Raw genomic sequence first — 12,513 nt, 5'->3', positions numbered from 1 at the left:
CTCCCGGTTTTCATCGCAGGCCAAGGATCGTGTCGAACAGGTCGTTGGCGACCTGAATCACGCGGCTGTTCGCTTCGAATGCCTGTTGCAGGCGGATCAGATTGGCCGCCTCTGCATCCAAATCGACACCCGTTTCGCTCAGCAATTCTGCCTCAGCGCTCGAATTGATGATCGCCAAACCTTCGCGGGTCGTTTCCAGGCCCGCAATGCGGCTGGACAAGGCGAGGAGCGATCGGTCGGTTGAAGCAATTGGCCCGTCATCGGCACCAAATGCGGCAATCAGATTGGTCAGATTGGCAGTGTCACGGCTGCCGGCCGGTGAGCCCGCCGGTGCCAAAGCTAAACCAGACCCATCGTTCAATGCCAGCGCGATGTCCCCCGCATTGCTCCCCGAAAACAGGGGTTGCCCGGGAGAGCCATCAATCGCTGCGCCTGCCGCTTGCGCGGTGTTTGCGCGATCAATCACTGCCGCCGCTGCGGCGTCCAATTCGTTTTGTCTTAACGCCAAATCGGAAAGAGCCGCCGCGCGGCCGGCCATAGCTCCACTGGTCGGCGTGAATTGCACACCGCCAATGTCAAAAGTGCTAGAGCCGTCGGCGGCAACCGATGCGGTCACTGTGTTGGCGATGGTACCGGAAACCAAGATGGGGCCGCTTCCGCTCGCCGCAGGCGGGGCCGCCGCTATGCGAACCTCGGCTGCGCCAAAATCGTCGAATTGCACCGAGATACCAAATTCATCGGCAAGGTCGCGCAAGGAGGCATCACGAGCGTCCAACAAGGATGCGCGGCCGGCTGTTCCTTCGCGCGAATTGACCAGGGCCAAATTGATCCGGGTCAATTCCTCAGTCGCGCCGTTCACACTTTCGGCGCCAATCGACAGATCATCTTCGACCAATGCGCGGGCATTGCCCAAAGCAGTGTCGGCAAACTGAAACGTGCTGGTCAATTGCCGCGCCGTTTCCAACGCGCCGGTGCGCAAAGCGGAATCGCTGGGATCGCTTTCGAGCAGAGTGAGAGCGGCCTCAAAATCGACGAGACCTTCGAAAATTCGCGAATTTTCCAACGCCGTTTCGGCATCTCTCAGGCCCGACAATTCCGCCTGTGCGCGGGACAAGTCCGACCCACTGTCGCGCGCCTGTCTTTGGATCAATTCGCTGTTGGCGCGTTGCACGTCTCCGGCGCGTGTGCCGCTGAACGATGTTCTCGATTGGAAATCGATCGTTGCGCTGGCGACAAATTCGCTTTGGCTTGTCGTGCGCCGGACATAATCCGGGTTGGACGCATTCGCGATATTCTGCGCCGTCAGCTCAAGGCTGGCGCGTGCCGCGGCGGCCCCGCTGCGGCCGATAGAGATGAGGCTGGTTGGCATTACTCTGTGCTTTTGCCATCAACAAATTGAGCAAGTTGTTCCTCGATACTCCGGGCAAACCCGAATGCACCCGATACCGATGCAAGATCGGCAAAGTGCTCATCGCGCATCTTTTCGAATTGTTTCAAACCGCCGCCGGTTAGCGGCGCGTCCTGTGCAAAGCTCGATGCACGGGCGCTTTCCAGCATCCGGCGGATCATGATCGCCTCAAACCCTTCGGCTGCCTCGCGCAGATCTTGGCGTGCTTGGCTCAAAGGCGCCTCATTCGCGGAAGACGCAGGTGTAGGGGTGAGCGGACCAATCACAGGACAACCATTTCAGCTTGCAAAGCGCCAGCTTGCTTCAAGCTTTCCAAAATCACGACCAAGTCAGACGCGCCCACACCCAACAAATTAAGGGCGTCGACAATTTCGCTCAGATTGGCAGCACCAGGCATAAGGGCGACCCGGTCATCGCGTTGAATGACGCTGATCTCACTTGATTCTTCGATTGCTGTCACACCGTTTGCAAACGGGGCGGGTTGCACCACCGTGGGCGATTCATCGATCCGGATCACCAGTTTGCCGTGGCTGATCGCGGCCGGCGCGAGACGCACGGCTTGGTTGATGACAACAGTTCCAGTCCGGCTGTTGACGATAACCCGCGCGGCGACTGGAGCCGGCGTCACAGGCAGCATTTCGATCTCTGCCAAAACCGCGGCGCGCGCATCATTGCCAAATGGCAGTGTCAATTCAATGCTAACCCCGTCGGCGATGCTGGCCATACCGGGGAACCGCGAATTGACCGCATCACGCACACGGCTTGCTGTGAGAAAATCGGCCTGATGCAGGTTGAAACGCAGAGTTGCTTCGCGATCAAACCCCGTGGCCACGGCGCGTTCCACCGACGCGCCATCGGCAATCCGGCCCACCGTGGTGATGTTGACCGTCAATTGTGATCCATCGCGCCCGCTAACGCCCAAACCGCCAACCGCGACGTTCCCTTGAGCCATGGCGTAAATCTGCCCATCGGCGCCATAAAGCGGCGCGAGAACCAAAGCTCCGCCGCGCAAAGACCGCGCCTGACCCAAAGTGGATACGGTGATGTCGATCCGTTGGCCCGGCTTTGCAAAAGCGGGCAGTTCGGCGGTGATGATAACGGCGGCGGCGTTGCGCAAATTGGGATTAACACCAGGCGGCAATTGCAAGCCCAACCGGCCTGAAACGCCGCGCATCGCCTCTGTGACATATTCCAGATTGTCATCGCCGGTGCCCTGAAGGCCGACAACGACGCCATAGCCGGTCAATTGGTTGGCCCGAAGCCCTTCGAATTGGCCGACATCGCGAATGCGTTCTGCGGACGCATGGGTCGGAACCCACATGGCAAGCAATGACAAAAGGGCAGCAAGAATAGGAAACCCACGCATCAGAACGGCGACACAGCGTTGAAGAAACGTGAGAGCCAGCCGGGACGGCTCGCTTGCTGCACCGCGCCTTGCCCGGTGTAGATGACGCGCGCATTGGCGACCCGCGAAGATGCCAGCATGTTGTCGCCATCAATATCGATTAATCGAATGCGTCCTGCGAATTGGACCCATTCATCTCCTTGGCTCAATGCCATCTGTTTTTCTCCGACCACTTCGGCGGTCCCATTCGGATAAATGGCCGCAATCGTAACCGCGACCGTTCCCGTTAACTGGCTTTGTTGCGCAGCATTCCCACCACCACTGAACGACCCATTGCCGCTGGCATTAAGGGCGTTGGGGTTGAGAAAATCGAGCGGGCCCGCGGTTGGCGGGATAAGGCCAAAGCTGCCGCTGCGATCGGTGGCGCCGCTCGTGCTTTTGGATGTGCTGGTGCTTTCGACCAGGACAATTGTCACCATGTCGCCCAGTTGCCGGGCGCGGGTTCCCACGACCAAAGCGGAATATCCGGTGTTGGCCTGAAAGATGGCGCCGTTCGTGCCTTGCTCCGCCCCCGGGAACGTGGCCGCAATCGGTGGTGGAGGCGGCGCGGTGAAGCCCATCTCGCGTTGGGCGCCGGAGGTCATGCAACCCGATAGGGCCGTGCCAAGAAGCAAAAGGGCGAAAGGTTTTTTTATCATAGAAGCACTCATCACAGGGTCTGGTTCGCGTTGCGGAGCATTTCGTCCACCGCGCTCACCATTTTTGAATTGATCTCATAGGCACGCTGAGCTTCGATCATTTCGACCAGCTCCTCGACCACGTTGACGTTGGAACTTTCCAGCATCCCTTGCCGGACGCTGCCTCGGCCCAATTGCCCCGCCTGTCCGGCTTCCGCTGCGCCGCTGGCAGCGGTTTCGACCAGAAAGTTATCGCCGATCGCTTGCAGTCCAGCGGGGTTGATGAAACTGGCGATTTGCAATTGACCAACCAAAACCGGCGCCGATTGCCCCGGTTGCACCGCGCTGACCGTGCCATCGGGGGCTACGGCGATGCTCTGTGATCCTGCTGGTATCTGCAGCGGCGGAGTCACGGCGTACCCTTCGGATGTGACCAGATTGCCTTGCGGAGACAGCGTGAAATTGCCCGCGCGTGTGTACCCCGTTTGACCGCCACCGGGCAGTTCAACTTGAAAGAAGCCGGCCCCGTCCAACGCAAGATCCAATGTGTTGCCTGTTTGATTGAGGGTCCCTTGCGAATTGATCCGCGTGGTCCCTTGCACCTGAACACCGGTCCCCAAATTCAAACCCACCGCATAGGCCGTTTGGTTGGTGGATTGTTGGCCCGCAACCCGCTGTTCCTGATACGCCAGAGTGGCAAAATCGGCGCGGTCGCGTTTGAAACCTGTCGTGCCGATATTGGCGAGATTGTTGGCGATGACGCGCATGCGCGCATCTTGAGCCTCCAGCCCGGTTCGGGCGACATGCAGTGCGGATGTGGGCATCGTGTGTTCCTTCGTTTCTATTCTTTGGCCCGCCGTTTGCTCGATCGATCAGCGGTTAGCTCATGCTCATCAAACGGCTGCTTGCTTCGTCCAATTGCCCGGCAGTTTGGATGATCTTCGCGCGCTGTTCGAAGGCGCGTTGGGCATCAATCATTTCGACAAGAGTGGCGGCGGTTTGGACATTGGATTGTTCCAGTGCGCCGGACGAAAGGCGCGCTGTAGGATCACCCGGTAAGACCCCGCCTCCGGGCACCTGAAGGAAACTGTCGATCCCCTTCAAAAGCGCGCTGCCTTCGGGCGACACCAGTTTGATCCTGTCGAGCGGTTGAGCCGCCTCACCCGGTACAGCAGGGTCTGTGGCCAACAATGTGCCGTCATCGGCAATGGCGATACGGAACCCTGCGGGAATGGAGATCGGCGCGCCGCTTTCGCCCAAAACTGGGAGGCCTTCGCCGTTTTCCAATAAGCCCGTTGGCGCGACCCGCAGATCGCCGCGGCGCGAATAGATTTCGCCCCCGCCAGGCGCTTGATATGCAATCAAGGCGTCGCCTTGCACGGCGACATCCAAAGGTCTGCCGGTGGCGTTCACTTCGGCTTTGGTCATGTCCGCCCCGCGCACTTCACCCCTAGCCAAGGCCCGCGCTTGGATCGAACCGTCTTGCAATGTGGTGGGTGTGACTGCGAAAATTTCCCGCCGAAATCCCGGAGTGGAGGCATTGGCTAAGTTGTTGGCCACTGCCCTCTGCCGGTTCATGGCGGCGTCCATTCCGGTCAAAGCTGTGTAGATCAAACGGTCCATTTTCTAGGTCCTAACCCGGTGGATTACCGTTGAAGGTTCAACACGGTCTGTGAGATCGCCGTGGCGGTATCGATGGCTCGGGCGTTGGCCTGAAAGTTACGCTGCGCCGTTAGGAGCGAGACCATTTCCTCGGCCAGATCGACGTTCGACCGTTCCAACGATCCACTTAGGACCTGGCCGAAATTGCCGATGCCCGGTTCACCATATTCGGGCGCGCCGGAATCGGCGGTCGCTTCCCATTTGCTTTGCCCGATCGGACGTAGCCCCCCTGTCGCGGCAAAGGAAGCCAGCGCGATTTTCGCCACCGGTTCGTTGCTGCCGTCGGAATAGGTCGCCCCAACAATTCCGCGCGCGTCGATAGAGATGGTAGACAATGCAGAACCGGCGGCGTTGACCGTCGGCACCACGACATTGTTGGGCACATTCGATGTGGTGTCGCCATTCGCATCAACCGGAAACGCTTGGACAAAATTGCCATTCGCGTCCTGCAATTCACCGGTTGCGATCAATTGGAGGTTGCCGTTGCGGGTAAAGGTGATGTCGCCCGAAATGCCATCCGCGGTCGCAATGAAACCGTCGCCATTGATTGCCACGTCAAGCACGCGGCCTGTCTGTTCCAATTGACCAAGACCAAAATCTTGGGAGATAGACGACACCGTTGCACCGATACCCGGAGTGGTGCGCGGATCTGTGCTGCCCCCGGTTGCCACAAGATCGGAAAACTGCGCGTTGGATTTTTTGAATCCCGCGGTTTCGGCGTTGGCAATGTTGTTTGAAATCACGCGCAGATCGGTCTCTGCATTGCGCATACCGCTTAGTGAGGTGAAAAATGACATAGGAATTTCCTTGGTGTTGCGGACTAAATTCGGGGGAGGCGCGGGTTAAACGAGATCGGCTGTCGCGGGTTCAGAGGTTGTCTGTTGTCCGGCCGTGGCGGCTGCGGCGGCAGCAGCAGCCGCCGCTTCTTGAGCGGCGATCAGAGCATCCAATTTGCTCGCAATGTCATCCAAAGTTGCTTTGGATGCGGTTTCATTCTCCAGCGACGAAAACTGCGCCAATTGCGCCAACATCTGTTCGTTGCTTTGCGGTTCCAACGGGTCCTGATTGGCCAATTGCGCGGTCATCAAACGCAGAAAATCTGCGGAATCGAGCGCAGCTGCAGCGCTTTCTCGACGAATCGTCGATGGCGCGTTCAATTGATCCAGGGCGTCCAGCAATCCCGCAGGGCTGGTGGTCGATGTGGTCGCGGTGATGGTCATGATTTATGCGCTCCTCAGGGTTTCGAGCATTAATTGTTTGGCGGTCTGAAGCGCCTGAACCATGTTTTGGTATTGGCGGGCGCTTTCGTTGATCTCGATCATCTCTGCGCTCTCATCGACGGGCGCTTCCCAAATGTGGCCGGTTCCATCGGCCAAGGGATGGTTGGGATCGTATCGTTTGGTGGGCGCGGTTTCGGAACGGACAAGCCCTTCGCTGCGCATGCCGGAAAGACCAGATGCACGGTCCAATTCTGTTGCGAACACGGCGCGGATCGGGCGGTATGCTTCGGCTTCGCTGGAAGCGACCGACCCGGCATTCGCCAGATTGGACGTGGCCGCATTCATCCGCACCAATTGTGCGGACATTGCGCGTTCACTCATCGAAAACAACGTCATGGGTGCACCATCGGGCATCCTATTCTCCCTTCAATGCGCGGTTGATTGTGTTCACTTTGCCTTGAACAAAACTAAGCGTGGCCGAATAGGCGAGTGCGTTTTCGGCAAAGGCAACCTGCTCACGGCCCAATTCGACCGTGTTCCCGTCAAGCGAGGGCATGGTGGGTCTACGATAGAGCAGATCTGGTTCACCTGGGGGGATCGAGGCGTTCGGTGATCCGATCCCGCTGCGCCCTTGCGCCAATCGCGCATCCAACGCGGCGTTGAAGTCTACGTCGCGCGCCTTGAAACCGGGTGTTGCGGCGTTGGCGATGTTGGAGGCAAGCACCCCCATCCGCTTTGACCGCAATTCCAGAGCGGCGCCGTGTATGCCAAAAATCTGTTCGTTCATGGCCGTTAGGGCTCCTGCGAAACATGATGATGGAACGGCGCAATCCGCGCTCCCATCAATCCTCGCCGGACACATTGCAGCTTGCGTGCCAAACGCTCTCAATCCACGCCCAGCCCCGAAATCGGGCTGGCTTTGCCGTATTTTGCCGATGATTTCCGATCCAAGCGGCAATCGATTGCAGGCCGGCGGCAAAGGACTGCCCACCGCCACTTTCCTCTTAATCCAGCCATCGTGTGACCGTTCTGATCCTGAATGGGCGCGGATGATTCCGGTTTGTTGAACAGGCCAAATCCGCCGCAGAGGAGATTTCAGTGTTGCACGAAGCGGTCGCTTTTTGGGATTTGGGGGCGTTGGTTATCGTTCTTGCCGGGACATTGTTGGCCACCACGGCGCGATGCGGTTGGCGCGATATGGCCGTTGCGATACGATCGATCGCCCGCATCCATGCGCCGGACTTTGATGCCGACGTCAACCGCGCGTCTATGGCTCGCTGCGCACCCGAAATTCGGCAACGCGGGCATTTGTGCGCGCAATCTCCTTTGCCACCCGATCCATCCATGGCCAAATTGATCCAGTCCTATTTGATCAGCGGGTCCATCGAAGAATTCCACGCCACAGCACGGGCGCAACGATCGCAAAGAGAGATCATCCGCGCACAAGGCATGCGAGTGTTTGAATATGCCGGTGAACTGGCCCCGATTTTCGGATTGGTCGGCACATTGTTTGCCATCACCCAAATCAACGACACAACCGGCACCACCACGACGCAGGCGATGATGGCCACGGTCGGCACTGCCGTTCTGTCCTCGCTTTACGGTGTGTTGACGGCGCATCTGTTCTGCGCACCTTTGGCCGCGGCAATCGAACGACGCGGGTCACGCGAAGAAACCGCACGCGCCGGATTGATCGAATGGTTCGAAGCCGAATTGGTCGGCCAACACGCCGTCAACTTGCACAAAGCCACTACCAAAACACCGCTTCCCCGGACCAAAGCGCCGGTGCGGTTGCAAGACGTCGCATGATATCCCGCAATGCATCGAGTTGGCAGCTGATCCTTGCGGATCTTTCGTTGATCCTGTTTCTGCTCACCCTGTCAGCCCTGGCGAATGAATCCAGCGATGGATCAGACGATACTGCCTTGGATTTTGAAGATGATGCCGTTGCGACCCATGCAGAATTCGCATCAAGTCAGGCGTTGTTTCGGGCGACTCCATCCGGGCCAACAATCCAAGAATGGCTCAGCGAACAACCGTTGGACTCGCGAGCCACGCTTACGGTGTTTGCGATCTATGCGCCCGGCGAAGAACAAGCGGTCTGGGAACAAGCGCAAGTGTTCGCAAAGGACGCATCGGACGCCCGGTTTGCAGTGCGGGTGGTTATCGCATCGGGCGATGTGAACGACATCTATGCAAGCCTCGCCTACGATGCACCGACCGAGGAACAGGGCTCCCAGAAAGGTGCCGATCAGGTCGAACGAATGTCCAATGAAGGCGCGTAAAACCGATGTACGGCCAGAGCCCAGCTCAGACCGAGGGTCGCGGAAACTTTACGAAGCTGGAGAGAGGTTTGGTCCGGCGCTTAAACCGCGACGATCGTGTTCCGACCGGCATTCTTGGCTTCGTAAAGCGCCTCGTCCGCGCGGGCCAACGCGTCGCGCGCGTCCTCTACCCCTTGGACTTGTGCAACGCCGCCGGAAAATGTGATTTTTCCGAACGGTTTGCCGGTTTCGCGGTTGATCAATTGCTTCATACCTTGCGCGCGCCGGATGCCATCCAGTTTCTGCATCGCCGCGTCTATTTCAAGACCGTAGAACAGCACCACAAATTCTTCCCCGCCATGGCGCGCGACGAAACACGTATCGCTGGCCATGCCGTTTAATGTGCTGGACATGGCAACCAAGACTCTATCGCCGGCATCGTGGCCGTGTGTGTCGTTGACCGCTTTGAAATGATCGACATCGCAGAACGCCACACACAACGGCTTTCCGCTCAATTGCGCCTGTTGCGACGCGGACGCCAATCGGCGTTCAAATGCGCGGCGATTGGGCAGGCGTGTTAGGTGATCAACATCCGCTTCTGTGCGCGCTTTGGCCAAGCTGGCCCGCAATTGATCGGTTTCCGCTTGGCTGCGCTCCATCGCGGTCTCGACCTGCTCAATGCGTTCCAACATGGTGCGCGATAGGGTGATAACGCGATCCACTTCACCGTGTTCACCCGACGTCTCGCGATTGGCTTCCCCGTCGATATTGGCCGACATGGCTTGGATTTGAGCGTCGATTGCGCCGCGATGTTCGCTGGTCTCGTCTTGCGCCGATTTGGCCGACTGCGCGAAACGCATCATCGAATATTCCATTTTGTCCATCAACCGCTCCAGCTCTTCGACGCGTGCGCCGGTGCCAGGGTCAAGTCGCGCGACCGTGTCGAGCCAGCGTTGATCGATCGGTTCTCCGGAAATTTCCCGTTTCACAAAGGCTTCTGCCAACGCCGCATTTGCCCCGGACAATGCGGTGCCGATGGCGGAAAGGTTGGATCCGGTGACGTTGAGGTCGTGTTTCAGAATGAAATCGCAAATCCGCTCAAGCATCTCCCCTCGGGCCAATTCGGCGCGCGATGGTGGGGTTGTTTCGACCGGTTGAATGTGTGGTGCGTTTTGCATTGTTTTTCCGTTCTTACTGACGACCAATGCGACGCACATTACGGGGCACACACTTACGCTTGGTCTGCGCGCATCCTTGGAAAAACACTTAGCCGGTCCGGATAATCGCGGCCCGATCAATTGGCACGACGTTTGCAGATTGAGTGACGAACACTGCCAATTGGAGACTATTGATGAACTCTCAAACCACAAACGACCGGCTCGAAACACGGCTTTTAGCGATTGCTGCCATCATTGCGTGCCTGCCTTTGTTTGCCGCCGCCGCCTCCGCGCAAAGCACGCCATCCCAAGGGTTCACCGACCCAGCCGAGATTGATCGCGCAGTCACCCAATTTACCGGTGTTACCATTGGCGAAGTCGGCGGCGCGAGGGTGCCAGCGGATCGCCGTTTGCGGTTGGCCGCATGTATGGCGCCGTTGGATGTCGCGTGGCACGGCCGCAACCGATCCACCGTTCAGGTCGCCTGCGCCGGACCGGAAAGCTGGCGAATCTTCATCGCCACGCGCCCGGCCCCACAATCGGCCCAAATCGCCCCAATCGTAAGCCGCGGTGACCCGATCACCGTGGTCGTGCGCGGGCGTGGTTTCACCGTTCAACAATCCGGCGAAGCGTTGGACAACGGCACAATCGGCGATTGGATCGGCGTACGCATCGATCGCGACGCGACCCCTATTCGCGCCCGCATTGAACGCCCCGGCCTCGCGATTATCCCGGCGGGATGACAAAAAATTGATGCGCCCCCTTAATCCGCTGTGCCCATTGCCGTTCAGGTATTCGAATAAAGAATGCGAGACACACCATGCCCTCTATAGAAATTGGAAAATTGCAGGCGATCACAGGCCCTCGAGCGCTGTCCGATACCGATCGCACAGCGGCGCAATCCTCGTCTGCTGCGCGGTCGGATCAAGCCGCCACGTCAGGGGGCGTCACAAACGGCGTCAGCATCGAAATCGGCGCGTCCGTCAACCCATCCAATCCGCCGGTCAATTCTGACCGCGTCAGCGAAATCCGCGAAGCGTTGCGCGATGGGAGTTATCCTCTTGTCCCAGCGAAAATCGCCGACGCGATGATTGCAGCGCAAGTACGGTTAGAGATCGGCGAATGAGTGGCGTTTCACATACAGGCGATCACTCCGCCCAACCCATTATCGGAAACACCGATTCCAGCGGCAACGGCGTAAGCGGCAATTTGCGGCAAGTGATTGCCGTTCTAGAACAAGAGCGGCAAGCGCTTGCCACATTGGATGCCGACGCGCTTTTCGAAGCATCGCACCAGAAACAAACCCTTTGCGAAACATTGCAGCCATTTGGCGCCGATGCGTTGGATCCCCAATCGCGCGATTTGGCCAAGACGGCTCAGGCGTTGAATGACGTCAATCGCAGGGTGCGCAACCTATTGGCGGCCAATGTTTCGGCCCGCCTTGAAGCGCTTGGTTCAACGCAGCACACCTATGTGTCGGTGAACAAGGCCAACCCCTAACCTCCGTATCACTGCGCATGGCGTCTGTTCTGGCACGCCGTTTGCAGTCTTCCTCATTGATGGTTTCCGATCAATTTTGATCGCGAAGCATGGCTGTCAATTTTGGAAGAAAGGCCAGCGCAGTGAGCAATCATCCGATCCCCGCCGCTGGGATCCAATCTGCCTTTGACCGCGCGGCGCGCGCGCATGATGCGTTCCGCGAAGCTTCGGCCCGCAACATTCCCGGTGGCGTCCAGCCAACCATCGCCCGGCAAAACCCACCGCATGACATTCGCGGCCAAGGGATCGAAACTCAACGCCCTGTAACTGTCGAACAAGCCATCGCCAGCGCGGCCCAGCAAAGCACAGTCGATTTTGACTACCTCATCGCGCAAGCGCAGGTGGAATCGGCCATGAACCCAACGGCCCGAGCGAGCACATCCAGCGCAACGGGCCTGTATCAATTCATCGAAAGCACGTGGTTGAACACGATGCAGCGCCATGGGGATCGGTTTGGTCTGGGCAACGTGGCCGCGCAGATCGACACAAATGCAAGCGGCGCTGCTTATGTGGCCGACCCGCAAACCCGCCAATCCATCCTCGCCTTGCGCAACGACCCCCAGATCGCGTCCTTTATGGCGGCAGGATTGGCGGAGGATAACCGCGCGCATCTAACCCCGATCCTTGGGCGACAGCCCGACCACGGCGAACTGTACCTTGCCCATTTTCTCGGTGCTGGCGGGGCTGGACGGTTCTTATCGGAAATGGCGGACAATCCCGATCAATCCGCCGCTGCATTGTTTCGTCGTCCCGCCGCGGCCAATCGCCCGGTATTCTATGAAAACACCGGCACTCCGCGGAGTTTGAGCGGGGTGATGGACTACCTCTCCGGCAAATTGGAAAGCGCCCGCACAAACGCGGCAGACATCGCAACGCCCGAATACGTTGCCGCATCGTTCTCCATCCCCGATTTCGCCGGATCATCCGGCGTTCCGGGCACCGTGGCGCCGGCATCCTACGCCGCCCAAGACGCCGCAATGTTTGCACCGCAGAACCCGCCCACCTTCACGCGCGGCAATCGCCCTTCTTTCGCAACCTCATCCAACGGCCCACTGGCCCCGACCCTTTCGCAGGGGAGCATGTCAGGTGTTTTGAGCAGCATGTTTGGCGACGGTCTGGCCGCTGTCAGTGACCGGTCAAACGGCCAAATCCGTCGGGCCTATAATCAATTGAAAGCGCTTGGTCTTTGAACATTCTCTCTTCTGAAGCCGGATCCACATTCGACCGCCTGCGCGCCGTCC

17 protein-coding genes are annotated in these 12,513 nt (G+C 58.7%); 6 read left to right on the top strand and 11 right to left on the bottom strand.

What is annotated here, in order from left to right; translation table 11 throughout:
• Positions 1 to 10: 10 nt before the first annotated feature.
• From flgK to flgB, 10 genes are read right to left on the bottom strand one after another with little or no spacing between them, the layout of a single operon-like run.
• On the bottom strand, positions 11 to 1,369 hold the full coding sequence (gene flgK / locus BQ8290_RS10880) for a flagellar hook-associated protein FlgK (protein WP_108790090.1): 1,359 nt from the start codon (positions 1,367 to 1,369) through the stop codon (positions 11 to 13).
• Positions 1,369 to 1,623 carry a flagellar biosynthesis protein FlgJ gene (locus BQ8290_RS10875; protein ID WP_337661327.1) on the bottom strand — a complete coding sequence of 85 codons (255 nt, stop codon included), beginning with the start codon at positions 1,621 to 1,623 and terminating at the stop codon, positions 1,369 to 1,371. The genes flgK and BQ8290_RS10875 overlap by 1 nt, the downstream gene beginning before the upstream one ends.
• A gap of 47 nt (positions 1,624 to 1,670) precedes the next feature.
• On the bottom strand, positions 1,671 to 2,774 hold the full coding sequence (locus BQ8290_RS10870) for a flagellar basal body P-ring protein FlgI (RefSeq protein WP_108790085.1): 1,104 nt from the start codon (positions 2,772 to 2,774) through the stop codon (positions 1,671 to 1,673).
• Complete coding sequence (locus BQ8290_RS10865) at positions 2,774 to 3,451, bottom strand: flagellar basal body L-ring protein FlgH (RefSeq protein ID WP_108792311.1); 678 nt, start codon at positions 3,449 to 3,451, stop codon at positions 2,774 to 2,776. The genes BQ8290_RS10870 and BQ8290_RS10865 overlap by 1 nt, the downstream gene beginning before the upstream one ends.
• An 11-nt stretch (positions 3,452 to 3,462) precedes the next feature.
• Positions 3,463 to 4,254 (bottom strand): flagellar basal-body rod protein FlgG, encoded by a 792-nt coding sequence (gene flgG / locus BQ8290_RS10860; protein WP_108790082.1) that lies wholly within the window; start codon positions 4,252 to 4,254, stop codon positions 3,463 to 3,465.
• A 55-nt stretch (positions 4,255 to 4,309) separates the two neighbouring features.
• A complete protein-coding gene (locus BQ8290_RS10855; protein WP_108790079.1) occupies positions 4,310 to 5,053 on the bottom strand; it encodes a flagellar basal body rod protein FlgF in 744 nt (247 codons plus the stop codon).
• Between the two features lie 23 nt (positions 5,054 to 5,076).
• The gene (locus BQ8290_RS10850; protein WP_108790077.1) at positions 5,077 to 5,889 is read right to left on the bottom strand and encodes a flagellar hook-basal body complex protein; all 813 of its coding nucleotides are present in this window, start codon (positions 5,887 to 5,889) and stop codon (positions 5,077 to 5,079) included.
• A 45-nt stretch (positions 5,890 to 5,934) separates the two neighbouring features.
• Positions 5,935 to 6,312: a flagellar hook capping FlgD N-terminal domain-containing protein gene (locus BQ8290_RS10845; protein ID WP_108790075.1), complete on the bottom strand. Its 378-nt coding sequence runs from the start codon at positions 6,310 to 6,312 to the stop codon at positions 5,935 to 5,937.
• Positions 6,313 to 6,315: 3 nt separating this feature from the next.
• Positions 6,316 to 6,726 carry a flagellar basal body rod protein FlgC gene (gene flgC, locus BQ8290_RS10840; protein WP_108790073.1) on the bottom strand — a complete coding sequence of 137 codons (411 nt, stop codon included), beginning with the start codon at positions 6,724 to 6,726 and terminating at the stop codon, positions 6,316 to 6,318.
• Between the two features lies 1 nt (position 6,727).
• Entirely contained in the window at positions 6,728 to 7,099 is a 372-nt protein-coding gene (gene flgB, locus BQ8290_RS10835) for a flagellar basal body rod protein FlgB (RefSeq protein WP_108790071.1), read from the bottom strand.
• A gap of 311 nt (positions 7,100 to 7,410) precedes the next feature.
• Here flgB and BQ8290_RS10825 point away from each other — a divergent pair, with 311 nt between their 5' ends.
• Entirely contained in the window at positions 7,411 to 8,121 is a 711-nt protein-coding gene (locus BQ8290_RS10825; RefSeq protein WP_108790067.1) for a MotA/TolQ/ExbB proton channel family protein, read from the top strand.
• Positions 8,118 to 8,597, top strand: coding sequence for a hypothetical protein (locus tag BQ8290_RS10820; protein WP_108790065.1), 480 nt, complete (start codon positions 8,118 to 8,120; stop codon positions 8,595 to 8,597). The genes BQ8290_RS10825 and BQ8290_RS10820 overlap by 4 nt, the downstream gene beginning before the upstream one ends.
• A gap of 80 nt (positions 8,598 to 8,677) precedes the next feature.
• Here the strand turns inward: BQ8290_RS10820 and BQ8290_RS10815 are convergent, their stop codons facing one another.
• The gene (locus tag BQ8290_RS10815) at positions 8,678 to 9,754 is read right to left on the bottom strand and encodes a GGDEF domain-containing protein (RefSeq protein ID WP_337661326.1); all 1,077 of its coding nucleotides are present in this window, start codon (positions 9,752 to 9,754) and stop codon (positions 8,678 to 8,680) included.
• Positions 9,755 to 9,927: 173 nt separating this feature from the next.
• On the opposite strand from BQ8290_RS10815, the gene BQ8290_RS10810 reads away from it, so the two are divergent.
• The 4 genes from BQ8290_RS10810 to BQ8290_RS10795 all read left to right on the top strand — a co-directional run bounded on the left by BQ8290_RS10810 (position 9,928) and on the right by BQ8290_RS10795 (position 12,462).
• Complete coding sequence (locus BQ8290_RS10810; protein WP_108790061.1) at positions 9,928 to 10,476, top strand: flagella basal body P-ring formation protein FlgA; 549 nt, start codon at positions 9,928 to 9,930, stop codon at positions 10,474 to 10,476.
• Positions 10,477 to 10,553: 77 nt separating this feature from the next.
• The gene (locus BQ8290_RS10805) at positions 10,554 to 10,859 is read left to right on the top strand and encodes a flagellar biosynthesis anti-sigma factor FlgM (protein WP_108790059.1); all 306 of its coding nucleotides are present in this window, start codon (positions 10,554 to 10,556) and stop codon (positions 10,857 to 10,859) included.
• Positions 10,856 to 11,233, top strand: a complete 378-nt coding sequence (locus tag BQ8290_RS10800; protein ID WP_337661325.1) for a flagellar protein FlgN — start codon at positions 10,856 to 10,858, stop codon at positions 11,231 to 11,233. Before BQ8290_RS10805 ends, BQ8290_RS10800 begins: the two co-directional genes overlap by 4 nt.
• A 122-nt stretch (positions 11,234 to 11,355) precedes the next feature.
• A complete protein-coding gene (locus BQ8290_RS10795) occupies positions 11,356 to 12,462 on the top strand; it encodes a transglycosylase SLT domain-containing protein (RefSeq protein WP_337661324.1) in 1,107 nt (368 codons plus the stop codon).
• Positions 12,463 to 12,513: the final 51 nt, after the last annotated feature.

The organism is Erythrobacter sp. Alg231-14 (assembly GCF_900149685.1).
In the GTDB taxonomy this organism is placed as follows: domain Bacteria; phylum Pseudomonadota; class Alphaproteobacteria; order Sphingomonadales; family Sphingomonadaceae; genus Erythrobacter.
The sequence above is the reverse complement of the archived record's forward strand: the minus strand, read 5'-3'. Positions and strand labels throughout refer to the sequence as shown.